We start from the raw sequence: 25,471 nt of genomic DNA, 5'->3' as shown, positions 1-25,471 counted from the left end.
CTCCTTAAGCAATTTTCCCGATCTGTCTCATGGTCGCTGACGGGGGACACTTTGTTAGGTCAGCCGGCTCCGTGCCTATGGCATCCAGCAGATTGGAGGCTTCTTGTTTGATGTCGCTGGAATAGTCTCGATGGGCAGCCATAGCGGCTAGTTCAGCTTGCATTTCTTCTGCGGCGGCAGACTGCCGGTTCATATCCCAATCATAAGCACCAGGTTCAACTGGGTCTGGAACTGAGTGGTTTGCCACCAGAGTTCTGAAGAACCCATCGATCAGTTTGTTGATGTCGCTTTCACTCACTTCACCCATGGCCACGATGCTATCACACAAATCTATGAACCGGGAACCGGCTTGAAGAGCCAGGCATCGCGCGACTGAAGGGTCGCGGGTATGCAGAGAGCGCTGAATTTCCTTGCGCCCGAACAGGTCGTGCATGCGCTTCGGAATGGGTAGCCGGACCTGATAAGTCGTTCCACGCAGCATCAAATAAGGGACACGACGGCGGGTCACTGACCAGCGTCCTGAATGGCCAATTGTGACAGTGTATTGTGACAGTCGCGGGAACACGACGGTGCCCACAGCAGCAGGCTTCTGTATTTATTGAAGTAATTAGAAAACTGGCGGAGAGAGAGTCCGCCGCAGTTTTGTGCACAAACGTTCGCCGGTATTCATATAGGCACTGTTTTATTTACCTTTTATATGAATCGAAGTCGCCACCGTTCGTGACAATTCACCCCAAGCCGGTTAACGTGGCGGGGTAGATGGCGGGGTTGGTTTCAGCGGGACCAAGAACGATGGCTGTCACTCTCAATCGCCTTACAGCCAAGCAGGTGAAGGATGCTAAGGGGAAACGCCGCCTCGCTGACGGCGGCGGCCTGTGGCTTCAGATCAGCAATAAGGGCGCTAAATCCTGGTTGTTTATCTATCGCTGGAACGGCAAGAGGCCCGAACTGGGCCTGGGTCCCTACCCTGCCGTTTCCTTGGCAGACGCCAGAAGACTGGCCGAAGAGGCACGCGCATACCTCGCGTCCAAACCACCCAGAGATCCACGTGATGCCTTGAATGGCTCAGACGGGTCTGAGGACTCCATTGCGTTCGGTGAATTCACTGAAAAATTTCTGTCAAACATCCTGACAGACTTCCGCAACCAGAAGCACCGTCAGCAATGGGAAAACACTCTTCGTCAGTATGGCGTCTCGCTCTGGGAGGTCGATATCAGCGACATCGACACCCATCACGTCATGGATGTGCTCCAGCCGATCTGGAACTCCAAACGAGAAACGGCCCGGCGACTTCGTGGTCGGATCGAGCGGGTTCTGGATGCCGCAAAAGCGCAAGGCCTGAGGTCCGGTGAAAATCCGGCACGTTGGCGCGGACACCTTTCTGCGCTTTTGCCGAACCAGAAAAAGCCTCGCAGGCATCACCCAGCCATGGCTTTCAAGGATGTACCAGCATTCATGGCGCGTCTCCGCGATCGTGAAGCGTTGGCAGCGCGTGCTCTGGAATTCCTGATCCTCACTGCCGCGCGCTCCTCCGAAGCGCGTGAAGCAACTTGGAAAGAGATCGACAAGGAGACTGGTATCTGGACCATCCCAGCTGAACGCATGAAAGCGGGCAAATCACATAGAGTACCGCTCAGCAAGGCCGCATTGAAAGTGCTGACGCCGCTTCAAGGCGCCAGACGGTCTGACTTTGTGTTTCCCGGCCAATCGCCCAAACGTCCAATTTCCGAAACAGCAATCAGGAAGCTCCTTGAACGAATGGCAATCGAGAACGCAACGATTCATGGCTTTCGTTCGAGTTTCCGCGACTGGGCAGGTGAAACGACTACTTTCCCAAGGGAAGTTGCTGAACAAGCTCTTGCTCATTCTATCGGGAACGAAGCAGAGCGAGCATACAGGAGAGGCGATGCTTTGGAGAAGCGCCGTAAGCTGATGGATGCCTGGGCAATATTCATCGAGGAACAAGTAACAGGCTAGGACGAACTCTTCCAAGCGCATTTAAATTGCTGCGATAAAGCTGAGCCTGAGCCATCTGGAGGTCAGTTTGTCCGGCACTCGTGCTTTATATGATTATATGAGCTGAGCTGGCCGCATCACGCTCACTGGCCCGCCGTTGTCGCTTCAATGAATCAGTAGCGAGCTGGCCGAGCGCTAAGGCAACGAGCATCGCAATCGCTTCAGTGCGAAGAGGATAATCGACGATCGAATGAAGACAAATAGCGCACACGGTGATGGATGAGGCCTTCTTCATCCGCAGGCGCTCACCTCCATCACTCATCCATGCGGCGAAGGACAGGCGCAGAAAAGCAGCAAGGACGACGAACATCAATACGACGCCGAGCGCGCCGAGTTCCAACCACACCTCCAGATAGTCATTGTGAGTGTGATTGAGGAATCTGCCGGTTATCGCCGCCTGATCCTCATAGAGCGGGATGAGTTGTTCAAAGCTGCCCAAGCCAGACCCGAACGGGAAAAAGTCAGACGCCGAAGCCATGGTCAGACGCCAGGAATTCAATCGCCCAAGTTCGGTATCGGACAAACTGGTTACTCCAAGTGCCGGAAGCACCGGACTGAAGGAGAGCCACCAGCCAAGCCCCGCCACAGCGATCGCTCCGACCAGGCCGGCAAGGACATCCAGCCCCCTCACTTTCCGGCCCCGATACAGCAGAAAACTCATCGCCGCGACGGGCCCCAACAGGATGTAACCTGCGAGAGACCCGGCGATAATGATTCCGATCACAAGCAGGAGCATGGCCAGGGAGACAAACAGAAACTGTCCTGCGTCAACATCTCCCATATCGGCGTGAATTTTCAGCCTCGAAAAATAGACCACGCAAAACGGTAGAACAGACACCAGAAAGATCGACTGGTGATTGGCATTGGCCATCAGACCGACCGCATGCCCCCTATTGGTAATTTCCCAGAAATAGAAGGCCGAGTCTTGCCCGTCGAATATCTGGACCATCCCCAATACGGCGCTCAGAATCGCAACGGAGATCAGGACAAAGAGCACGCGATTTTCTTCGCGCCGTGAAGCGGTTTTGTAGGTGAGCACAAAAACTGCAATGGGCGGAATGAACCGGAGCAGACCTTCAGCCGTTTCCTGCGGCGTCAACGACAATGGCATCCAGGGAAGCTCATCCCGACCGAGTTGAACAAACCCCTCTTGGATAAAGTCCCGCCCCGGAAGTTCAGTCCAGACCTCCGGCGGCAAAGGTACGAGCTGGAGCACAAGAAAGACCATCAGTAGCGCCGCTGACCAGACGAACCATCGCGCGCGCTTGTCGGGTCCGGGGAGTCTATTATCCAGAGCACACCAGATCAGAATACAGGCGCCGACCGCCTGAAGAACCCCGTTTGCAAGAATGCCCTCCCGACTCGATCCTCCGGCCAGCAGGCCAAAAACGAGGTAGATGGGCAATATCCAATCACCGAGCTTGCGCGTGATATGTCCGAACTGAAACATTAAGGCTCCGGACTTCCGATATGGACTGAGCGGGTCGTGATGCCGACCCGTGCCGGAAACTCACCCGGCACTCCCCTGAGTATCAATTGCTGAGCCGCGCATTCTTGTGCAGGCACGACGAACTCTGTGGTGGCGGTAGTTTCTTCCCCGGCCGGGTTCTCGAGGTTCAGACTCGCAAGGGGGGTAGCAGCGTGAAGACAGGAAATCTCCCAGACGAGCCGACCCGCACTTTCCTGCGTGCGTCCGGAAAACTCTGTCACGAAGCTATAATTTCCAGGCCTCAGCATCATGGTCTGGCGGGCAAAGGAGGGCCGCCCGCGTCCGAAATAGATCGCATAGAGCCCGCCTTCTTTCATCATCTCCGTACCATTCGGATCCAGTGCCCAATTGAATGGACGCGGAAGGTCAATGCCTGAAAACGCCGGATCAATTGGCCAGGATATGTTCGAGGCATCACCTTCCTCCAGCAAGGAAAGCCATGCGATGAACGCCACTTCCGGCCCGCGCTCTCTCAACAGGCGCGAAATGAACGCGTCCTGCTGGCCAGGCGCCAGCCGATTGAGTTCGATCAGGACAGGAATGTCATCGGAATTTTTATTGAGTTCACGGACGATCCCATGCGTCCAGTTTCGGTCATTGCGCAGCAGCTGCTCAAGCATCGCCACGCCACCGTCCGCGAAAACGAAGTCGAGCGCGACCGGACCGACATCTCCCCCAAGACGGGGATCGATGGCGACCATTCGATCGAGCCAGCCAAGCGCGTCGCCGCCTTGGCCCTCAGCAAACGCGATCTGTGCGAGCCAACCAAGCGTGAACAGATTTCGCGGATTGCGGTCATAAGCAGCCAGCATGAGCTGTTCGGCATCTTCATCGCGCCCTTCAGAATTGGCCTGCAACGCGAATTCGATGAAAGACCATTCCACGAGCGGCGCCTTTACGCTGAGCTGGCCGCCAACAGTATCGGCAACAAATTCCTTATTTGCGATTTGCTGCTCGACCTCACTTCTCAGCACCTGCTCAAGCGCACCAGCGTGAAATGGCAGGACATCATGAACCTTTTGCGGTGCCGTTCCGGATGTCAAATCTGCCCAGCAGAAGGTAATCGCCGCAATAAGGGCAACGCTCCAGATCCCACCGAGCAGCATCCTCAAGACAATCATAATCGGCCTTCTACAGCGTCGACGGTGAACCTGAATTATGGGTTTTCGCGCACAACCCGGAAGCCAAAGAATGGCAACCGCTTGTCGGAATAGGAATAGCGGTATGACACACGAAGTTTGGTCTGATCCACACTGAATGCACCGCCGCGCAGGATGTGGTCCGGTTTATCGCAGTTCTCTGTCCAGGCCCCACCATCGGTAGGCGACGCGCCATACCCGTCGTGCCAGCAATCGGCGGTCCACTCCCAGACATTTCCCATCATATCGTGCAGCCCGAATGCGTTTGCCGTGAAGGATCCGGCAGGCGCGGACCTGTCGGGAAACCCGTCTTCACAGAGCTGGTTGCGCCAACGGTATTTACTGGAGGCGTCCGCCGCATTTGCGTATTGGCAGATGTCGGCCTCTGTGCGGCCGACATAAGATTCGAAGTTTCCTGCCCGGGCGGCATATTCCCATTCCGCTTCAGACGGCAGCCGATACCGGTATCCCGTCTTGCCTGACAGCCAGGTCAGATATGAATCTGTATCTGATGCCGAAACATTTATGACGGGCCGGCGCCCGCGACCCCAGCCCATGTCATCGGGCTCATAGGAGCAGGCCCCATCAGCGACACACGCGCCCCATTCGTCAAATGTCACTTCATGAACGCCGATTGCCACAGACCCACCGATTGAGACCTTGTGAACAGGCAATTCATCCGCATCTCCATCTCCTGACACATCCCCCATAAGGAACTCGCCTACCGGAACCGCGATCACCTGGGGACAGACAGGACAATCCTGGAACGGGGTTGCAACAGTGGTTTCAGGACGAACGTCCTCTTTTGCAGACGCATCAACTGGAGGGGTCTCCGATATCTCATCGGCATCTGCAGTTTCGATCGGCGGATCGATTGTCTGGTTGGTATCAGCTCCGGGCGGCGGATGGTTCACGGTACTCGCTTCGGCAGTGTCTTCTTCGTCAGATGCCAAAAGCTGGTTAGCCTCTGTCGTCCGCGTGCCGTCCGGAAAGCGTTCGATATACTCTTCCGCCGCAGCAATCCGCGCCGCATGGCCATCGGATGCAGAAACCCGCTCCCATGCCGCGTCGTCGAGGCGTTGGATCAGGGACCGGGCCTCGGGCGCATGCTCGCTCTCTCCAAATTCCTGCAGGAATGCGCGCAAAGAGGTCAGGTTATCGGTGGCAACCTGTTCCCAGACTTGGTCAGCATCTGGTTCTGAAGAGTTTGGCGCAGCATCGGAGCCCTCAGCAAGCGAAGGGTTTTCTGACTGATCTGCCAAGTCGGCATCATGTGTGGGTTCAGTTGCCGGGATTTCCTCCGTGGTAACGTCCGCCAGCTTCTGATCACTCTCGGCCGAAGAAGATAGGCCTGGTTGAAAGGTTCCCCTGTTTTGCCACAGAATAAAGCCAGCGCCAGCAAGAAGCAAAACGACCGCCACAGAAAGGATGATAAGGCGCAATTTCGGCTTCACGCTTAGATGTCTTCCCTCTTCCGATCCAGATGCCATTCCGTATGCTCAATTCAGCAACGGCGATCCCGTCGATCCCAATTTTGTTGCCCTGAATGGGCTGGCACCACCACAACCAAGGATTGCCAACAACTGCTAACAGTATGGTTAGCGAATACTTGTGGCACAGCCGCTTGGCCTCTTCGCAGCTACCGGGACCCGCCCGCCATGACAAGCCACCGATCCCAGAGTTTCAAACGAAAGTAGTGGTTTACAATTCCTTACACGCTTCAGTCCAATCACCCTGCGGACTTACACGCCGTTCAAATCTCATTCTGCTTTTATGCGAATGTGAAGTGACGGAGAAACCGCATGTCTGGCGTACAACACCTCAAGAAGAAGCTGTGCCTGCTTCTGCTCATGCTGATCAGCCTGCCGGCTTGTATTTCGGTTCAGGCGATTGAGCATGTTGCCGCGCCACCTTCCTTCTATGAAGGAGATGTCACCGTGCCTGTGGAGTTCGTGCCACCGCCGATGGTGGGCATGCGCTGCGCTGAGCGAGGATCAAAATTTCTAGGACTGCCGGGCTTCAATGCCGGCGCATGCGCCGACGAGCAGCTGGTGACCATGCCGGATCCTTGCATGACCTTTACCGGCGGCGCGTTTGCAGGAGCGCTTTGCCAGCAGTTTGAAATTGCCCAGCAGGACAAACCGGAACCGGTTTCCCTTCAGCCGGCCAGTGCGAAAGCGGATCCACGCTCTGCCATGCTCACAAATGCCAGCTGGGAAGCAGATGTTGCCACACTCCCCAAGGCAAGCCGGTACACAGTTGCGAGCACGCCTGTCGCACAAAAGCGCGAACAGGAGGACCGGATCGTCCCGGTCGAATTCGCAGCGCCTGGAATGATTGAATATCGCTGTGCAGAGCGCGGGGCCAAGTTTGTGGATGATCGCGGGTCAGGAGTCATCGCTTGTGCAGACAGCGCCCTGATTACCATCTCCAATCCTTGTGCACTCAGTGACGGGGGCTGGTATGCCCGCACACTCTGCCACGAACTGGCACATGCCAATGGTTGGCCCCCCAACCACTCACGCCGTCCTCCACCTCCAAGGGCAAGTGACAGCCGGGAAGCAAAACTCTGGCGTGAGAGCCTCAAGGAAGTCGATGCTTTCAAAGAGCAAACCGCTGCGCCTGTGGCCACACCAGCCCTGCTCACAACAAAACCTGCGGAAACAGTTTCTTCAACACCGACCATGATCAGCCAAGTGTGGCAGCATCACGAAGAAGTTTTTATTGAACTGTCCGGATCGAACAAACTGGATAAAGCTGCGTCGATCGCTGCGACACACGTCGCTCACGCCTCAAACGGCAGAGATCTTCCCGCGCCCGCACCAGAAGTTCCGGCACTTCGCCCCAGAACGACTTACATAGCCGGCTTGCATCCGATGATTTACGGCCGCTCCTGCGTCCTGGCCCCCTGACAGGGACTACCCGGCCCGGCGGGTATTTCCCCGGTGGATCCGGCTTGCTATCTTCCGGTGTCACACCTTGGTTGGGGACGAGGCATGTTCGGGCGTAAGCCAAAGTCTTTGAGCGGAGTCAGAAGCGGAAGCCACAAAGGCCCACCCGGCAAACGATGCTATGCAATTGGTGACGTTCATGGACGCCTCGACCTGCTCGAAGGTCTGTTCGACGCCATCGGGGATCACAACACGTCACGCCCAAGACGCCAGACAACCATCGTCATGCTCGGAGACCTGATCGATCGCGGCCCGGATTCCCGCGGTGTAATCGAGTTTCTCCGGCAACCGCCAGACATCGGCGCAAATCTGGTCTTCCTGAAAGGCAATCATGAGGAGATGCTCCTGCAGGGTTTGTCCGGGAATCCAGACACACTCAGGAAGTGGGTCGCGCTTGGCGGAGACCAGTGCGTCAGGTCCTATGGCGTGGAGCCAGGTTCCCTGCTCGGACAACCCGCTGAGCAAGTCGAGAGCATCTTATCCGCTCACATCCCTCTCGAACACATCGAATTCCTCGAAAGCTTCTCCGACAGCGCTCGCTTCGGCGATTTCCTGCTCGTGCATGCCGGCATAAGACCCGGCCTGCCGCTCACCGAACAGAGCTCCCGGGACCTGCGATGGATCCGAAAGGAGTTTCTGACCAGTGACGTACAGCATGAATTTATGGTCGTTCACGGGCATTCTGTAACAGTTGATATAGAACAGCGCGACAACCGTATCGGAGTAGACACCGGTGCCTATCGTTCCGGATTGCTGACCGCGATCTGTATCGAGGACGATCATACGGAGTTTGTTCAGTACCAAGGCGCGGCAGACCCGTCTTTCGAGTCCGTATAGTAAACGCCGCTGCCTGAAAATTGCGCGTTCCAGGCGTATTTCGTCACAAATCGGACGCGGACCGGGTGTACAGTTAATACTCACTGTGGTAGCGGAAACCTATTCAAACGAGGGGACCTGTATGCAACTTCGACTTTCATTGGCCGTTGCGGCTGCGGCCCTGCTTATGGCTGGCACCGCTCAGGCAGACGAGACATCTGGCAGCCTCGGCACCGTTACTGTGACAGACGGTCCGATCGATTCCGTTCTGATCCTTCGCGGAAACACGACTTATCGTCTTCAGGAAGGCGATGCGCTATTTGATGGCGATCTCGTGTTCACGCGAACGAATGGTAGCACCACTCTGAACCTCAACGGATGTACGGTTGAACTGCCGAAGGCGTCTTCGCTCTCCATTGGCTCGGAATCCTGCAACAGTGCCCCGACCCAATTAGCCAGCACTGAAGTTATCGGTGGCTACGAAATCGCCGCGAGCGGCGGTGGTGTCGGCGGCACACCGGCGCTTCTTGGCTTGGCATTGTTGGCATCTGGCGGTGCGGCTGCAGCCAGCGGCGGAAACGGCCAGGGCGATCCGGTTCAACCTGTCAGCCCCTGATCCTTTCCTGAACTTCCCCCCTGATAAAGAGGCGAGCCGGTCGGTTCGCCTCTTTGCTTTTGGATCACGAAAACCAGTCTGGTCGATGGGGGTATTCACGATCCGGCCTTCTGCACAAACAACGGTCACGTTTGCTGCACCGGAGAGGCAGGCGAAGAATTTTGGATCCTTACTCGGCATCCCCAGTGCTGTACTCAAGTGTAATCACTACTACACGATCCGCGCTCCTTTCGCTTCATCCAATTGGGGATTCCTCCAGACTTTCATAAATCTTTGATTGACTCATCAGTCTGTATGAATTTTCTATCTAATGCTGAAGATCGGGGTGAAATTTTTTCGATACTGTTAATAAAAGTCCCGATGACGGGCGTGGGTGTGGATTATGGTAGATTATAGTGGATGGCACGTCGTGCAAACGCATCCTTCGCGGGAAGAAATTGCCTGCAGCCATCTTTCCCGACAAGGATTTGAGACCTTTCTGCCGCGGTTACGCTCAAGTCGGCTGACCCGGCAGCGACGCACGAAGCACACTTTGCGTCCGCTCTTTCCCGGATATGTCTTCACGAAATTCGATCCTGCATCTGTGCGCTGGCAAGCGATCGACAGCACGATCGGCGTCTCTCGCCTTGTCCGCCTGGGTGACAGACCTGCCCGGCTTGAAATCGGCCTGGTCGAACGCCTCAAGCAGCTCTCTTCAAAAGGCTTTGTTGCCTTTCAGGACGACATCAAACCGGACGACACTGTCCGCATTCTATCGGGACCATTCGATCAGTGGATCGGACGCGTTGCGGGTTTGTCGGAAGGCAATCGCGCCATCGTGCTCCTGCAGATGACGACACGCAGCGTGAATATCGAAATTGACCGGGAAGATCTGGTGAAGACCGCGTAGGTGAAAAGCAGCCGACTGGGTGGGGATCCACGGCGAACTTGGGGACACAAATATGAACTTCATAGATGTGAGCACAGCCGATCGATTGGCCGAACGCGCTGGGTCTACGTTCGCCGCAGGAGTAGCGCACCGGCTATCACGTATTCGGTACCAGTTGGGTGGCGGCCTGATCGTCGCGGTCGTAATTCCAGCAATTCTTCGTGGAAGCCTGGAACGGTTCCCGGACCAGATCGCCAATTACGACAATACGCTTTACGGCACGATCGCAGCACTGCTTCTGGGCTACCTGTTCTTCAGGAAAGTTACCGCCCTGCCTGGTGCAAGCGCGACGGCCAATATACTGCCAGCCTTTCTGACGAGTTACATGGCTATCTTTGCCGTGTTCTTTGCGTTGAGACTGACATACAGCCGGACCCAGTTCCTGCTCAGTTTTTCAATGATAATGGTCTGGTTCTACACCCTCACATTCCTGCTGGCGCGGCTTCGAACTGCTGAACTCGGAGTCGTCTGCCCTCGTATCTACAAGAGATTGGAACGCCTTCCCGGCATACGCTGGCATCTCGTAAAATCCACTGACGCTGCAGCCAAGGCCCGCGGCATGCCTCTGGTTGTGGATTTCAACGATCCGGACCTTTCCGACGACTGGGAACGCTACCTCGCCGAAGAAGCTATTCAGGGCCGGCGTATTTTCAGCGATCGGCAGCTCATGGAATCCCTCGAGGGCCGCGTCAGGATCAATCATCTTTCCGAGAACACATTCGGACACTTGGCCCCGGATTCGATCTATTCACCGGCCAAGCGATATGTGGACGCCTTCTTTGCTGCCCTCGCGCTGGTTGTTCTTGTGCCGTTCCTCTTGCTAATTGGTCTTGCGATCCGCCTCGAAAGCAAAGGACCTGCGATCTTCAAACAGGTGCGCACCGGCTATCGCGGCAAACCGTTCATGTTGTACAAGTTCCGCTCTATGCGCATGGAGGATGACATCCCTTCCGACAAGGGACGGGACATGACCAAAACGGATGACGACCGTATCACCGGGATCGGCCATTTTATTCGCAAGACGCGTATCGACGAACTTCCGCAAATCGTGAACATCCTGCTTGGACAGATGAGCTGGATCGGGCCTCGCCCTGAAACGATCAAGCTATCCCAGTGGTATGAGAACGAAATCCCGTTCTATCGCTACCGGCACATCGTTCGTCCTGGCATTACCGGCTGGGCGCAGGTCAAGCAGGGTCATGTCACCAGCGTCGACGATGTCCGGCGCAAGCTCGAATACGATTTCTACTATGTGAAACATTTCTCACTCTGGACCGACGTCTTGATTGTAATCCAGACCATCAAAGTGATGCTAACAGGCTTTGGGGCGAGGTGAGCCCTATTTCAGGCGGCCATGGACATACCGGCACACTTGACCCACACGTCATCTGTCTGCCTACGGATACTTCTGCATGAACAAACGCAGGAACAGCGCACATTAGGCTTCATCTGAATTCCCGCCCCCAAGAAGCAACAATTCGGCAAGATGAGCGTAATTTTCAATCAATCACGCCATTCCCGCATGCAACTTCAACTATTGAGCTGGATCGCCCTTGACGGGATCGCCGCTTCCGACCTACTCCGGGAGCCAGATCGGGAACCTATCAGAAAATATTTCTCTGGTTTTCGCTGCAAGAAAACGTCCCGGGCTTTCTCCCCTCATCAACACATACAAAGCTGACAGGCATGCACAGCTTCATTCTCTGGTCCGCGAGACTTCTTTTTATTCTTCTCCTCGCTGCACTGATCTGGTTGTCGCTCGCCGGACAAGGTGAACCGGGCTCCGGCTGGCTGGATTTCATCATCTGGGACAAGGCAAAGCATTTCCTCGCCTATCTTGCCTTGTGCGCTGTGGGCATGGTCGCCTTTCCGCGAATGCCACTCCCGGTACTGTTCCTCGCTTTGCTTGCCCAGAGCGCCATCATTGAAGCAGCCCAGCCATATTTCGGACGCTCGCGTGATATCGCCGACCTTATGGCCAATCTTGCAGGCCTGCTCACCGTGCCGGCCTGTCTCATTGCAGGTGAAATGCGCAGCCGGCTGACACGAGCACGCGAAGGCGATCTCATCCTGCCAGCCGAACTGGTTTCCCGGAGCATGATGGACAGGAAATGATTGACCCCAGCCCCGTGCCGGCCCGCAGGATATTCTTCGTCAATCGTTTCGCCTGGCCCGACCACAGCGCCACTTCCCAGATCCTGACCCAGGTGTCCGAAGCGCTCGCTGATCAAGGACATGAAGTGCACATTATCACTTCCAGGGCGCGCTATTCCGGCGGCGGAGAAGACTTGGCCCCTCATGAAAGTTCACGAAGTGTCAGGATCCACCGCACCTGGACGTCCCGCTTCGGCCGGTCAAACCTTGCTGGACGCGTACTCGACTATCTCTCCTTCTATGGTTCCAGTTTTTTCAGCGTGATGAAGCGCACGCGCCGCGGCGATCTTGTCATCGCAAAGACCGACCCCCCCCTGCTCGGGATCTCCATTGGTCTCGCAGCAGGATTGAAAGGCGCGTCCCGCGCAAACTGGCTTCAGGACCTCTATCCGGAAGTCGCGGCTGAACTGGGTGTTTCGCTGGCTCGAGGCCCGATCGGGCGCGGCCTGAAAGCACTCCGAAATCACTCCCTGAACAAGTCCGATCTGATCATCACCATCGGCTCACGGATGAAAGAAGGTATCATCTCGGAGGGAATTTCAGCCGACCGCATCGCGATCCTTCCAAATTTTGCCCGCGACGATGAAATGTCTCCGAGCCCTCCCGGAACAGCAGACCTCAGACGAGAATGGGGGTTTGACCAGGACGACTTCATCATTGGGTATTCTGGCAATCTCGGCCGGGCCCATGATCATGAAACCCTCCTCGATGCGGCGGGCACGCTGCATCAGGACAAGGGAATTAAATTTCTGTTCGTCGGCGGCGGCCATGCGAATACGATCATCGAAGAAGCCGCCTGGAAGCGAAACCTCAGATCATTTTCCTTCAGGCCCTACCAGCCAGAAAGCCGTCTCGCCCAGTCGCTCAGTGTACCGGACGTCCATTGGGTAAGCCTGAAGCCTAGTCTTGAGGGCCTTATCGTACCTTCAAAATTCTACGGAATTGCCGCGGTCGCCCGCCCCGTTATCATGATCGGTGATCCGGAGGGTGAGATCGGCAGGATTGTGAAAGCAGCAGATTCCGGCGCTGTCTTTGCGCCCGGCGATTGGCGCGGTCTCGCCGCGTTTCTCGAAGAGCTGAAGCAGGATCCGGATCAGAGATACCGTCTCGGACAGAATGCACGTGCCTGGCTGGACGCGAATGCCAGCCGGCAGGCGATCTTCCGCAAATGGGCCGACACGCTGTCTTCCATGAATCAGGAAAAGACCTGAGCAGCGAAGTATCGCGCGCTTGAATTCCTGCCGGAACTGCGCTCCCCTTGGCAACTTGTCGTAAACAATGCGCCGCGCCGCGAGGCAAGCGGCAAGGAGTACAGATTGCGCTGTTCCGATTGTCTCGCGGAGATGAAGCCTCATGAAGGCGGCTTCCGGTGCAAGAGTTGTGGGCGCATGTCTTACCCTCAGCAGATGCCGGAGGATGATGGCTCCACGTCAGATGAAGACTCTGCCGCCCACCAAGTGACCTATGAGCCGCCCGGGAGAGTGCGGAATTCCAGTGGCTTCAGATGGCTCATCATTCTGGCCTCGCTTGGCGCTTTTGTCGCCGCCCTGGCAGCGGGCTGGTATTTTACGCCCCAGATCGGCCCAGCCCGCATTGTTCCTAAGGCGGCCATTTCGGACATCTATTCAGGCGTTTCCGCAGATGGTGTCACGCCGCTTGAAACATCCGCGATCTTTAATGACGCGCCCGGACCGCTTGGCGTCCGTTCCTCCGTCACAGTTCCTGCAGGCCTGACAGTCTTTCCAGCGGGTTCCGCGGACACCCCGGCGCTCGCTCTCATCCCGGACCTGAAAGACGCCGCCTCCCTGCCGGCTCGCGACCGCGCGCTTCTGCTCGTGCCAGGTTCTGACGGCCGAACATTCTCAGGCAAACGGCTTTGGTTGCCGCCAGCCGGGCGTCTGCAGGCGATTTCTCGTACACCATCAGGCGAACTCTTTGTGGTCTCCCGGCAGGCAGACGGCCTCCTGCTTCAGAAGATTTCTGCCGATAGCCAGACGCTCTGGACCGAGACACTTGCCAGCGCGTCTGCCAATCATCCGGATCCTGTCCGGATCACCCTGCCGCGCTCCGGCGATGGCGCCTTCGTTCTGCTTGGCGACGACGCCGGCATGGAAGGGATCTATTTCGATACAATCGGCAACAAGCTCTGGTCACGCCGCATCTCTGACACCTCAGGCCGGGCCTTCATCGCCACGTCGCCTTTTGATGAATTCCTCATCGTCCTTGAAGAAGCGGACCAGACCGTCCTCATCACGCTCGACCAGGAAGGCGGGGAAGCCTGGCGAAGGACCTGGCAGGCCAATGCAGATCAGTCGGTCGCTTCTGTTGCGGTCGATGCGCTTGGCTCCGTTTTCGTGCTGATGACGCCGGCGGGGCACCTCTTCAGTGTCAATTCGGTGGGAAGCCCGGAACTTGATCTTGAACTGTCGGAAGCAGATTCAAGCTCAGGCAAATCCTGCGAGCTCTGGCCGGGGCCAGCCACGATCAGTCTTCTGTGCCCGCAGGTGACCGGTGTGGAGAGAACAGAATATTCAAGGATCGGTGCGCGCCTCGACACCGACCTGCTGCAGACGCATGGCGAGTGGCAGAATGTGAGCCTGCTTGCAAGCGAAGACCTGCTTATCGCCTGGTCCGCAAATGCGGATGGTGTCCTGTCGATTGACTTGCTGGGACCGGCCCAATCAAAGCCAGCGGAGGACAGGTCCGCCGCAGCTTCGGCTATTCCGGACAGTCCGGCAGGCTCTCAGAGCGCACCCCGGCAAACCCCGGTGGAGATCACCGCCGCCACGCGCCCTCCTGAAGCTCCGGCAGCACCCGAACCGGAACGCCAGCCAGCAGGACCAGAAACCACCGAACCGAACAATGCAGATCTGGAAGAGTCGCTTCCGGCTGCCTGGCAGTCCTTTGCCTGCAGCTTTTCCTGCACCTCTGACCGGGCCGCAGGCGCGAAGTTCCCGCTGACGACCCGCATCGATCTCGACCAGAATATGCCGGACGACCAGCGCGAGGCCATGATCGAAGGAGAATGGCGCAGGGCCTGCAAAACCGCCGGTGGCATCGCGGCGTCGAGACCGAAACCGGAATGCATTGCCGAATAACAAGCCCCCCAAGATCCGGCCAAAAATCAGGCCAGAAAAGATCAGGAAAGACAGACCGAACTGAAGTGCTCCCCCAGATTGGTCAGCATGAGCGCGCTCTTGACCACCCGGGGTTTGCCGACCTGGGCTGCCTGCTGCAGGGCCCGCTGGTGAGCCGGCTCCTTCAGGATGTCCTTGTAGGGCTCGTCAGTGGCAATGCGGGCCTCTCCGGGCACGGCAACCAGCTGGAGGCGCAGGAGATTGTCGATATAGGTCGGAACGGCTTCGCGGACTTCACAATGACCGGAAAGGCCTTCCGGAAGCAGGTTTCGCCGGATCGAGAGCGTCCGTCCTTCGCTATCCTGGGCATGGATATGTGCCAGCGGCACAACCTCGCCTGAGGGAGGCATCAGCGTCAGGAGGCGCAGCTCATCCTGGGTGAGCTGGCGGAGAATATTGACGAAGGCTGGATGGGCCCGGTGGCTGAACCGCTCGTCCATGGAAGCTGCGATGAGGCAGACGAGTTCCTTACGGAAACTGCAATAGCGCATGGCTTCGATTGCCGGCACGGCGATTTCGAGCCTGGGCGTTTTTATGTAGCGCCGCGGCACACTACGGCGGCTGAGAACCTCGCCGACCGAGGTTGCGACGAAGTCGTGAATGCGCTGCAGGTCCCAGACTTCCGAGGATGCCTCAGCGATGACACCGGAAATTTCCTGGGGAGAAACAAGCGGAAACTGGCTGATGCCGGGACTTTTACCCGCAGGCCTGCTTCCGGCAAGCCCGCTCACAGGTGAAAGTGCGCGCCCGGCAGGAACCTGTCCTGCGGACGAATGCAGAGGCCTTCGCCCCCTTCCCACCCTTCTATCTGGGCCCCTGGTCGCCATCTACCTTACTCACTCTACGTTTGCATAAATATAAACCAAAACGAGCCAGATGCCCAGTCGCCTCTGAGGGGAATTTTCTGAATTACCCTCATGGTCTGAGGCGTTTCAAGCGCATCAGGCGCGATTTGCCTCACATTCCCCGCCGGTGTCCAACTGACGCGCAGCGGGGCATCAGAATGCGCGTGCCGGATCACCAAACACGCGAAGTCCCCTCCTTTTCACCCCACCGGGCGGAGTGTGATTGACAGCTCTGGCGGGCCTGCCTATCGAACATGGCATGGGGAAGAGTGCATCCGGGGTCGTTGCCATGTCGGCAGGTCCAGTGCGGTAGCTTTTGCCTGAACGTGGCATGTTTCAGTTTCGTGACACCCACCCCCAGGCAGCGCCTGTTGCAGGCGCGGCAATTTTCTCTGTACGAGCATTCCATCCGGGCACGGAACTCCTTCAGAAGTCCCCGAAGCGCAGCCCAGAGCTTTCACGCCATCGCAATGCAATTCCTGAAGCCTTTAAAGCGACCGCTTTGCTGACGACGAACCAATTGGAGACACTTCATTGAAAAAAGCCCTGATCACCGGCACGACAGGACAGGACGGATCCTATCTCGCAGAGCTCCTCCTGGAAAAGGGCTATGAAGTTCACGGGCTGAAGCGCCGGGCCTCTTCTTTCAACACCCAGCGGATCGACCACATCTACCAGGACCCGCACACGGACAACCAGCGCTTCGTCCTCCATTATGGCGACCTGACGGACAGTTCGAACCTCACCCGCATCCTGAAGGAAGTGCAGCCGGACGAGGTCTACAATCTCGGCGCGCAGAGCCATGTGGCCGTCAGTTTTGAATCGCCCGAATACACCGCCGATGTCGATGGCATGGGCACGCTGCGCCTGCTTGAAGCGATCCGCCTGCTCGGCCTCGACAAGAAGACGCGCTTCTACCAGGCCTCGACGTCTGAACTCTATGGCCTCGTACAGGAGACTCCACAGAGAGAGACGACCCCCTTCTACCCGCGCAGTCCCTATGCGGTGGCGAAGCTCTATGCCTACTGGATCACTGTGAACTATCGCGAGGCCTATGGCATGTATGCCTGCAATGGCATCCTGTTCAATCATGAGAGCCCGCGGCGCGGTGAGACTTTTGTGACCCGCAAGATCACGCGCGGCCTCAGCAATATCGCCTATGGCCTGGAGCCCTGCCTCTATATGGGCAATATGGATGCCCTGCGGGACTGGGGCCACGCGAAAGACTATGTCCGCATGCAGTGGATGATGCTGCAGCAGGAGAGCGCGGAAGATTTCGTCATCGCGACGGGCAAGCAGATTTCCGTGCGCGACTTCATCCGCATGAGCGCCAGCGAGCTTGGCCTGACGCTCCAGTTCGAGGGCGAAGGCGTGAATGAGACGGCGCGTATCGCCGCCATCGACGGCGATAAGGCGCCTGCCCTTTCTGTCGGCGACACGATTGTCCGGGTTGACCCGCGTTATTTCCGCCCGGCGGAGGTTGAAACCCTGCTCGGCGATCCATCCAAGGCGAAGGAAAAGCTTGGCTGGGTGCCGGAAATCACGGTTGAGGAGATGTGCGCCGAAATGGTTGCTTGCGACCTCGAAGACGCCCGGCGCCATGCCCACCTCAAAGCGAACGGCTTTTCTGTGCCGATCGCCGTCGAGAATTGAGATGACCGGATCAGGCGCACCCAGGGTTTTCGTCGCCGGCCATCGCGGCATGGTCGGCTCGGCAATCATTCGCCAGCTGGAAAAGGCCGGCGGGGCAGAGATTGTCACACGGACGCGCGCAGAGCTTGACCTGACGGACCAGGCGGCTGTCCGGTGCTTTTTCGAGAGCGAAGCGATCGACCAGGTCTATCTCGCCGCAGCAAAGGTCGGCGGCATTCATGCCAATAATACGTATCCGGCCGAATTCATCTTCGAAAACCTGATGATCGAAGCCAATATCATCCACGGCGCTTATGCCAGTGGCGTGAAGAAGCTGCTCTTCCTCGGCTCCTCCTGCATCTATCCGCGCGCTGTGGCCCAGCCGATGCGCGAGGACGCGCTGCTGACCGGGGTCCTGGAGCCGACGAACGAGCCCTATGCGGTGGCCAAGATTGCCGGCATCAAGCTCTGTGAGAGTTATAATCGTCAGTATGGGGTCGATTACCGCTCGGTCATGCCGACCAATCTTTATGGGCCGAACGATAATTTCCATGCCGAGAACAGCCATGTCATTCCGGCCCTGATGCGGCGCTTCCATGAAGCAAGGCTCGCCAATGCCCCGAGCGTCACGATCTGGGGCAGCGGCACGCCGATGCGCGAATTCCTGCATGTCGACGACATGGCGGCGGCGAGTGTGCATGTCATGAATCTCGACAAGGCCGCTTACGACGCCAATACCGATCCGATGCTGTCACACATCAATGTCGGCACGGGCGCCGACTGCACGATCCACGAGCTTGCCGAGACGATTGCGAAGGTCACTGGCTTTGAAGGCACGCTCGCCTGGGACACGACCAAGCCGGACGGCACGGCGCGCAAGCTGATGGACGTCTCACGCCTCAAAGCGCTCGGCTGGTCATCCACGATCAGCCTCGAGGATGGCCTGAAAGATACCTATCAATGGTTCCTCGAAAATGCCGAAACGGTGCGGACGTGAACAGCCCCAACAAACAACATCCCTCCCGCACCCGCTGGCCTGGCACCCCCACAAGCAACGCGCAGGCGCAGGCGCCGCGGCAAAGCCGCGAACAGCGCCGAGCAATTCAATCAGGGATCGGTGTTATCGGGCGAGCTACCCAGGGCAGACAGATAGCAATTGGAAATGGGAATAACTGAAACACCCTCGCGCGCGTGCGCGCGACCCCGGATCGGGCAGCATTCCTCATTCAACACATTGTTTTAAAAACATTTAAGTAGAGTCAGAATTTGAAAGTCACCATTTTAGGCACAGGCTACGTTGGTTTGGTTTCCGGCGCCTGCTTTGCGGACTTCGGCCATACGGTTACCTGTGTCGACAAGGACGCTTCCAAGATCGAGAAACTGGAGGCCGGCATCATGCCGATCTACGAGCCGGGCCTCGATGACCTGGTGGCCAAGAATGTCGAGGAAGAGCGGTTGTTCTTCACGACCGATCCGGCCGAAGCCATTCGCGGTGCCGATGCTGTGTTCATTGCCGTCGGCACCCCGTCGCGCCGCGGCGATGGGCATGCAGACCTCTCCTATGTGTACGGCGCGGCTGAAGAGATCGCCCAGCTGATGGATGGCTTCACGGTCGTCGTGACCAAGTCCACTGTGCCGGTCGGGACCGGGGATGAGGTGGAAGAGATCATCCGCAAGACGCGCCCGGACGGCGACTTCGCCGTTGTGTCAAATCCGGAGTTCCTGCGCGAAGGCGCCGCCATCAAGGACTTCAAGATTCCGGACCGTGTTGTCGTCGGCACTGAGGACGAGCGCGCCCGCGAGGTGATGAAGGAACTCTACCGTCCGCTGTTCCTGAACGAGACGCCGATCCTGTTCACAGCCCGCCGGACGTCTGAGTTGATCAAGTACGCCGCCAACGCCTTCCTTGCTGTGAAGATCACCTTCATCAACGAGATGGCGGATCTGTGCGAGAAGGTCGGTGCGAACGTCCAGGAAGTGTCCCGCGGCATTGGCCTTGATGGCCGGATCGGCAAGAAATTCCTCAATGCCGGGCCGGGCTATGGCGGCTCCTGCTTCCCGAAAGACACCCTCGCCCTGACCAAGACCGCGAACGACCATGGCAGCCCGGTGCGCATCGTCGACACGGTCGTCGAGGTGAACGCAGCCCGCAAGAAGGCGATGGCCGGCAAGGTGATCGCGGCCATGGGCGGCGATGTCAGCGGCAAGACGATCGGCGTGCTGGGCCTCGCCTTCAAGCAGAACACCGACGACATGCGCGATGCGCCGAGCCTCGACATCCTGCCGGCACTGCAAGCGGCCGGTGCGACAATCAAGGCCTATGACCCGGAAGCGATGGAAGAGGCCAGCCACCTGCTTAAGGACATCCAGTTCGCGAAGAATGCCTATGAGGCTGCCGAGGGCGCCGATGCCCTCGTCATCGTGACCGAATGGGACCAGTTCCGCGCGCTTGACCTCGAGCGCATCAAGGCTGCCCTGAAGAGCAACGTCGCAGTAGACTTGCGCAATATTTATTCGCCCGAAGACATGGCCACCAAAGGCTTTGCCTACACGTCCATCGGCCGTCCACTTATTAATCTGGAGCCCTGAATTGCATTACGCCCCAAGAATTCTCGTCACCGGCGGCGCCGGCTTCATCGGCTCCTTCCTGTGCGAGCGCCTGCTCGAATCCGGCGCGGAAGTCCTCTGCGTGGACAATTTCTTCACTGGCCGGCGCTCCAACGTCGCGCACCTACTGGAAAATCCACGCTTCGAGATCATGCGCCATGACGTGACCTTCCCGCTCTTCGTGGAGGTCGACCAGATCTACAACATGGCGTGCCCGGCAAGCCCGGTGCATTACCAGTTCGACCCTGTCCAGACGACCAAGACAAGCGTGCACGGCGCAATCAACATGCTGGGCCTCGCCAAGCGAACCCGCGCAAAGATCCTCCAGGCGTCGACCTCGGAAGTCTATGGCGATCCGGACATGCACCCGCAGCAGGAAGAATACTGGGGCAATGTGAACCCGATCGGCATCCGCTCCTGCTATGATGAGGGCAAGCGCTGCGCCGAGACGCTGTTCTTCGATTATCACCGCCAGCACGACGTGAAGATCAAGGTCGCCCGGATCTTCAACACCTACGGCCCGCGCATGCATCCGAACGATGGCCGCGTCGTCTCAAACTTTATCGTGCAGGCCCTGCGCGGCGACGACATCACGCTTTATGGCGACGGCAAGCAGACCCGCAGCTTCTGCTTTGTCTCGGACCTGGTCGACGGTCTCATCCGCCTGATGAACTCCGATGACGACGTCACGGGCCCGATCAATCTCGGCAATCCCGGCGAGTTCACCATGCTCCAGCTGGCCGAGGCCGTGCTGGAGCTGACAGGCTCGAAGTCCGGCATCGTGCACCGGCCGCTGCCGTCGGACGATCCGCGCCAGCGCCAGCCGGACATTGCAAAAGCGAAATCTGCGCTTGGCTGGGAGCCGACCATCCCGCTCGCAGAAGGCCTGAAGCCAACAATCGAGTATTTCCGGAACGAGATCGCGGAAAACAATCCAATCTCGTCCTGAGATCCGCATGAAAGCAGCAGTGATACAAGCAGTCGATTGATGCCAATATTCGAAGATCAAAAGTGCCTATTCGTCCACATCCCAAAGAATGCTGGAAGGTCAATAGAGAGCGCCTTATTGGCCGAGCGAGGCAGCCCCCACCATGGCCGCCGAAACTTACTAAATCGTGGAGCAATTGCTCTTGCACGATATTCCGCCCCAAGCTTTTCTCAAAAATTCTTGATAGGAACGCTGGACTACGCCTTTGCTGCCCAACACCTCACTTATGTGGAGATGGAACTTCTCGGACTACTACCGGTTGACGGTCGCTATACGTCGTTTTGTGTCGTACGAAATCCTTACGACCGTGCGCTTTCGTCCATCATGCACTTTTACCCCGCGCAATGGGCGAACGCAGCAGACGAGGTCGAGCGGCACGCAGGTTTTGAGAGAGACCTACAGGATTGGCTGCGAAAGCCGCTCAAGGACCACAACGAGCGCGCTCACCGTCGCCCCCAACTTGATTATATGCGAAACAAATTCGGAAATATAGCAATAGACCACGTACTGAGATTTGAATCCCTGGATGCAGATTTCTGTGAATTCTCCAGACTGCTCGGAATACCCGAAACGAACATAAAAAGACAGGGGGCTTCAGGCAGAGTACGGAGTTATCATGACTACTACTCTCTATATTCGAAGAAGTTGGTAGAAGCCGCCTTTGGAGCCGACATTGAAACGTTTGGGTACACATATTAATGCCCAAATCACTTCGCCACCTTCCGATCGATCAAATAAAACGGGCCGGGTTTGCAACATTTCTAAGGTTGTTAGCGACCAGCCTCTCCCTAAGTTTCAGCATCTTCGGCGCTCAACTCTTAGGCGCAAAATTCTTTGGAGAATATGTATCATTCTTCGCCGTCGCGGGATTGCTGACTGTTGCAACCTCCATCGGCTTGCCTGCGCTACTTCAACGAGAAATATCCGCGAGTCGAGGAAGCGGAGATCGTCATTCATTACCCCCACTTGCGCAAGGATTGCTCTTATTAAATGGGATCCTGCTTGTCTCCCTCGGAGGGGCCATTTTCACTCACAATCATTCCTTGTCCATTATCATTGCCTTCTGCCTGGCGGGTAATGCTGCAGGGGTATTTGCTTCGATCTATTCCGCACATGAAAAAGTTATTCTAGCGAGTCTGATCAATGACGTCGTTCGCCCAGCATCGGCACTACTGGCACTCTTCGCTCTTTCCTTAATAAGTACGCCATCCAGCGCGCTCCCGATGTACGCTCAGATAATTGGCACTTCTACAGCGATCGTAACTTTTTTTCTGCTTTGGCAAGGCGAGCCCCTAACCAAAGGGCTCTCATTTCTGCGGTCAGATTGGTGGTCGGAACGCCACCTTTCGATGCTTCGAACTGGTTGGATATTCGCAAGCACGCAATTCCTGATCAACCTGACGACTCAGATCGATGTCCTAATATTAACAGCGTTAACCAGCCCTGAGGACGTAGCACACTATTACGCGGCCGCTCGTGCTGCCTTGGTTATAAACTTTTTTTATGGCGCAAGCGGTCTTGTTGCGGAACCTTTACTCACTCGCCTCTATGCCGCCGGTGACAAACAAGAGTTTCAAAAAAATACCACCCGGACGGCCTATGCCGGAGCAATCGTTACGATCATAGCGGCGATAGCATCCATTTTTGTTGCACCATTTTATCTGAATCTGTACGGACCAGACTTTTCCAATGCGCTTCCAGCGTATTGCGTGGTAGTTTTAGGACTTGCATTGCGAAGCCTGTTTGGCCCTACCATACCACTGCTACGCGCAACGAGATCAGATGGCACTCTCTTGCTTATTACGGCTGTAGTCATCGCAATCAATGCGGCTTTGAGTATCAGCCTAGTGCCTCATATTGGAATCTTGGGCGCCGCAATAGGATCGGGGGTGCAATTCAGTATATACGGTCTAATTCTAGGTATCGCATTGTGGCGCCAAACATCTATTCGTCCGGATGTGTTCATTCTCGCGCGATCAAATCAATCGAACTGAGTTATTCTCCGCATGCTGACCTATTGAATTCATGCCGCACAATACCGATACAATGACAATCGATCCCCCTCGCTTCCTTGTGGTTCAGTATGGCGCCAGACATAACTATGCCATTCCAGAAGCATTTTTCAACGCGGGCGCCCTCGCCGGCTTATACACGGACCTTACAGCGACAACTGGCATAGGCCGCCAACTGTCACGAACTAAGATTGGCAGACAGTATTTATCTAAGCAGCTCGCTCGCCGAACTCCGCCGAATAAAATTGAAGATTTTGTGCACTCGTGGGGAACAGCAACCATTGCTGGCGAACTAGCACGCAAATTTATCGCAGACGCCCAATCAGAACATTCAGGTTACTTCGTTCGCAACGCAATTGCCGAAAGCCTAATGGTTCAATCAGGAACTCTTGGAGCCACACATATCTATTCTATGTTTGGCGAAGGAGGACGCTTCCTAAGTCACGCAAAGCGAGCGGGCCTTAAAATTATTGGTGACGTGTTTATTGCACCATCAGCGGATTTGATTGTCGCAAAAGAAGCAATGAATTTTCCAGACTGGGTAGACGCCACTCCCAAGTTGCTCTCCAGAGACGATGTATTGGCACGTCACTCCGCTTTGCTGACAGAAGCTGACCTACTCGTTTGTCCCTCGAAATTCGTCAGAGACGATATTGTAAAAAACTACGGAGTGGCTGCTGAAAAGACCATCATTTGTCCTTATGCTGTCGATCAAAAATGGTTGGGTTTAGAAGCTCAGCCCGAGCCTGGGAGAGTCTACTTTGCTGGAACAGCAAACTTGAGAAAGGGCATTCACTACCTCGCTGAAGCGGCAACATTACTTAAGGATGCTTGCCAAGTGTTCGTGGCGGGAAATGTGTCAGCGAGAGTACGAAATCATCCAAAAGCAATAGATCTGAATTTTTTGGGACATCTCGGCCCTTCAGAAATGGCAAATGAAATGGCTCGTGCCGATGTATTTGTTCTTCCTTCATTGGCGGAAGGCTCTGCTAGTGTTACGGCAGAAGCACTAGGAGTTGGCGTACCGGTTGTTACAACGGCCGCGGCCGGTTCGATTGTACGTCACGGTATAGATGGTCTTATTGTATCTGAACGAGCCCCCAAAGAACTTGCCGAAGCTATTCGATCCATCGTGAACAATCGAAAGGTAAGAGACAAGATGGGTGCGGCGGCAAGGGAACGCGCAAAACAATTCACTTGGGAACGCTTCGCGCTACAAGTGATCTCTTCGACCTGTAAGCCACTTGCAGAAGCGCCAAAAAGATAGCTGACAATAGCCAGAGAAAACGACAATCAACAACGCGCCCTTATTCCCAATAACTGCATATCTCGACAATTCCGCTGTCGATTGGCACCTGAGCGACTTTGATAGCTCATTCGAGCAATATTAAGTGTTTCAAGTTTGACCAACTTCAACTTTCACCTCGAATTTCTAGTCTTGGTCGTTGTGCTGGCGTGGCTGGCTATACGTGGGATTTATTCGGGGAAAGGGGTTTATGAGTTTCCTACATTGGCCGCTCTCATAGGTTTCGCCTGGGTAGTCCCTCAAGGAATTGAGTTAGAGACATCATCAGAAAATCAATACGGAGGTGGCGCTTTCTGGCTGTATGTTTCAGCTTGCTATTTGCTGATTGCCTGGGGCTTTCACGCCGGGCTTCAGCGAAAGAAGAAACGCCAAATGGCGACCGCAAATGCTAAAATACCTAAACTTGATCATGAGAGGCTTTTGATTGCTGCTTTCGGACTGTCCGTTGTCGGCCAATTAAGCAATCTGATGATCGGGAGAATAGACACCTCCAACATGGGAGGTGAGTGGACTGGCGTCATTACGATGTATTCTCTCTTCTGGAGTTGTAATGGCATGGCCCTGTGCCTTGCGGTTTTAGTGTTCGCTCGCACTCGCTGGCCGATAGCTATTGGCGTTGCTGCAATCGCTGCCATGCCAATAATTCTCTCAGTACTTAGCGGAGTTCGTCGCGAACAACTGTTCGATCTGATCGTACTCACTGTGGGTGGATGGTACCTGTCTCGCCGATTGACGCCACCACGGCTCGCAATAATTGCGCTACTAATCGTCGGCACTGTAATTCTCAACAAGGTTGGAGAAATCAGAAACTATGTAAAGACAGGCCAAGGCTCCT

Annotated in this window: 22 protein-coding genes; 17 read left to right on the top strand and 5 right to left on the bottom strand. The window is 56.3% G+C overall.

Going from position 1 to position 25,471, the window contains the following annotated elements; genetic code table 11:
- Positions 1–4: 4 nt before the first annotated feature.
- Positions 5–508: a DUF6538 domain-containing protein gene (locus HY17_RS10975; RefSeq protein ID WP_139068914.1), complete on the bottom strand. Its 504-nt coding sequence runs from the start codon at positions 506–508 to the stop codon at positions 5–7.
- Positions 509–792: 284 nt separating this feature from the next.
- Between HY17_RS10975 and HY17_RS10970 the strand changes: the two genes are divergently transcribed.
- On the top strand, positions 793–1,977 hold the full coding sequence (locus HY17_RS10970; RefSeq protein ID WP_034766548.1) for an integrase arm-type DNA-binding domain-containing protein: 1,185 nt from the start codon (positions 793–795) through the stop codon (positions 1,975–1,977).
- An 85-nt stretch (positions 1,978–2,062) separates the two neighbouring features.
- On the opposite strand, the gene HY17_RS10965 is transcribed toward HY17_RS10970, so the two are convergent.
- Genes HY17_RS10965 through HY17_RS19450 form a run of 3 tightly spaced genes read right to left on the bottom strand, consistent with a single transcriptional unit; the run spans position 2,063 to position 5,906 of the window.
- Positions 2,063–3,466: an O-antigen ligase gene (locus HY17_RS10965; RefSeq protein ID WP_034766547.1), complete on the bottom strand. Its 1,404-nt coding sequence runs from the start codon at positions 3,464–3,466 to the stop codon at positions 2,063–2,065.
- Positions 3,466–4,626, bottom strand: coding sequence for a hypothetical protein (locus tag HY17_RS10960; RefSeq protein WP_034766546.1), 1,161 nt, complete (start codon positions 4,624–4,626; stop codon positions 3,466–3,468). The genes HY17_RS10965 and HY17_RS10960 overlap by 1 nt, the downstream gene beginning before the upstream one ends.
- 35 nt (positions 4,627–4,661) lie before the next feature.
- Positions 4,662–5,906: an SUMF1/EgtB/PvdO family nonheme iron enzyme gene (locus tag HY17_RS19450; RefSeq protein ID WP_197020270.1), complete on the bottom strand. Its 1,245-nt coding sequence runs from the start codon at positions 5,904–5,906 to the stop codon at positions 4,662–4,664.
- Between the two features lie 588 nt (positions 5,907–6,494).
- On the opposite strand from HY17_RS19450, the gene HY17_RS10950 reads away from it, so the two are divergent.
- The 8 genes from HY17_RS10950 (at position 6,495) to HY17_RS10915 (ending at position 15,207) form a co-directional block, all read left to right on the top strand.
- Positions 6,495–7,556, top strand: coding sequence for a hypothetical protein (locus tag HY17_RS10950; RefSeq protein WP_155843610.1), 1,062 nt, complete (start codon positions 6,495–6,497; stop codon positions 7,554–7,556).
- Between the two features lie 108 nt (positions 7,557–7,664).
- Entirely contained in the window at positions 7,665–8,432 is a 768-nt protein-coding gene (locus HY17_RS19975) for a metallophosphoesterase family protein (RefSeq protein WP_197020269.1), read from the top strand.
- Between the two features lie 121 nt (positions 8,433–8,553).
- A complete protein-coding gene (locus HY17_RS10940) occupies positions 8,554–9,027 on the top strand; it encodes a hypothetical protein (protein WP_155843608.1) in 474 nt (157 codons plus the stop codon).
- 382 nt (positions 9,028–9,409) lie between these two features.
- Positions 9,410–9,916, top strand: coding sequence for a transcriptional activator RfaH (locus HY17_RS10935; RefSeq protein WP_034766542.1), 507 nt, complete (start codon positions 9,410–9,412; stop codon positions 9,914–9,916).
- Positions 9,917–10,070: 154 nt separating this feature from the next.
- A complete protein-coding gene (locus HY17_RS10930; protein WP_233348761.1) occupies positions 10,071–11,291 on the top strand; it encodes a sugar transferase in 1,221 nt (406 codons plus the stop codon).
- A 350-nt stretch (positions 11,292–11,641) separates the two neighbouring features.
- A complete protein-coding gene (locus HY17_RS10925) occupies positions 11,642–12,070 on the top strand; it encodes a hypothetical protein (RefSeq protein ID WP_034766541.1) in 429 nt (142 codons plus the stop codon).
- Entirely contained in the window at positions 12,067–13,320 is a 1,254-nt protein-coding gene (locus HY17_RS10920) for a glycosyltransferase family 4 protein (protein ID WP_051599986.1), read from the top strand. Before HY17_RS10925 ends, HY17_RS10920 begins: the two co-directional genes overlap by 4 nt.
- Before the next feature lie 177 nt (positions 13,321–13,497).
- Entirely contained in the window at positions 13,498–15,207 is a 1,710-nt protein-coding gene (locus tag HY17_RS10915) for a hypothetical protein (protein WP_034766540.1), read from the top strand.
- Between the two features lie 41 nt (positions 15,208–15,248).
- On the opposite strand, the gene HY17_RS10910 is transcribed toward HY17_RS10915, so the two are convergent.
- Complete coding sequence (locus HY17_RS10910) at positions 15,249–15,977, bottom strand: DUF4393 domain-containing protein (RefSeq protein ID WP_034766539.1); 729 nt, start codon at positions 15,975–15,977, stop codon at positions 15,249–15,251.
- A gap of 648 nt (positions 15,978–16,625) precedes the next feature.
- Between HY17_RS10910 and gmd the strand changes: the two genes are divergently transcribed.
- The 8 genes from gmd to HY17_RS10875 form a co-directional block, all read left to right on the top strand.
- A complete protein-coding gene (gene gmd / locus HY17_RS10905) occupies positions 16,626–17,744 on the top strand; it encodes a GDP-mannose 4,6-dehydratase (protein ID WP_034766538.1) in 1,119 nt (372 codons plus the stop codon).
- A 1-nt stretch (position 17,745) separates the two neighbouring features.
- The gene (locus HY17_RS10900; RefSeq protein WP_034766537.1) at positions 17,746–18,720 is read left to right on the top strand and encodes a GDP-L-fucose synthase; all 975 of its coding nucleotides are present in this window, start codon (positions 17,746–17,748) and stop codon (positions 18,718–18,720) included.
- A gap of 269 nt (positions 18,721–18,989) precedes the next feature.
- Positions 18,990–20,312, top strand: a complete 1,323-nt coding sequence (locus HY17_RS10895) for a UDP-glucose/GDP-mannose dehydrogenase family protein (protein ID WP_034766536.1) — start codon at positions 18,990–18,992, stop codon at positions 20,310–20,312.
- A 1-nt stretch (position 20,313) separates the two neighbouring features.
- A complete protein-coding gene (locus HY17_RS10890) occupies positions 20,314–21,279 on the top strand; it encodes a UDP-glucuronic acid decarboxylase family protein (protein ID WP_034766535.1) in 966 nt (321 codons plus the stop codon).
- Positions 21,280–21,318: 39 nt separating this feature from the next.
- On the top strand, positions 21,319–22,017 hold the full coding sequence (locus HY17_RS20730; RefSeq protein WP_081813102.1) for a sulfotransferase family 2 domain-containing protein: 699 nt from the start codon (positions 21,319–21,321) through the stop codon (positions 22,015–22,017).
- On the top strand, positions 22,017–23,312 hold the full coding sequence (locus HY17_RS10880) for a lipopolysaccharide biosynthesis protein (protein ID WP_034766532.1): 1,296 nt from the start codon (positions 22,017–22,019) through the stop codon (positions 23,310–23,312). The genes HY17_RS20730 and HY17_RS10880 overlap by 1 nt, the downstream gene beginning before the upstream one ends.
- 52 nt (positions 23,313–23,364) lie before the next feature.
- The gene (locus HY17_RS19970; protein WP_197020267.1) at positions 23,365–24,597 is read left to right on the top strand and encodes a glycosyltransferase family 4 protein; all 1,233 of its coding nucleotides are present in this window, start codon (positions 23,365–23,367) and stop codon (positions 24,595–24,597) included.
- Between the two features lie 135 nt (positions 24,598–24,732).
- On the top strand, positions 24,733–25,471 hold a 739-nt coding region (locus HY17_RS10875; protein ID WP_034766530.1), incomplete at its 3' end, for a hypothetical protein.

This window comes from Hyphomonas sp. CY54-11-8 (genome assembly GCF_000682735.1).
Taxonomy (GTDB): Bacteria; Pseudomonadota; Alphaproteobacteria; order Caulobacterales; family Hyphomonadaceae; genus Hyphomonas.
The sequence above is the reverse complement of the archived record's forward strand: the minus strand, read 5'-3'. Positions and strand labels throughout refer to the sequence as shown.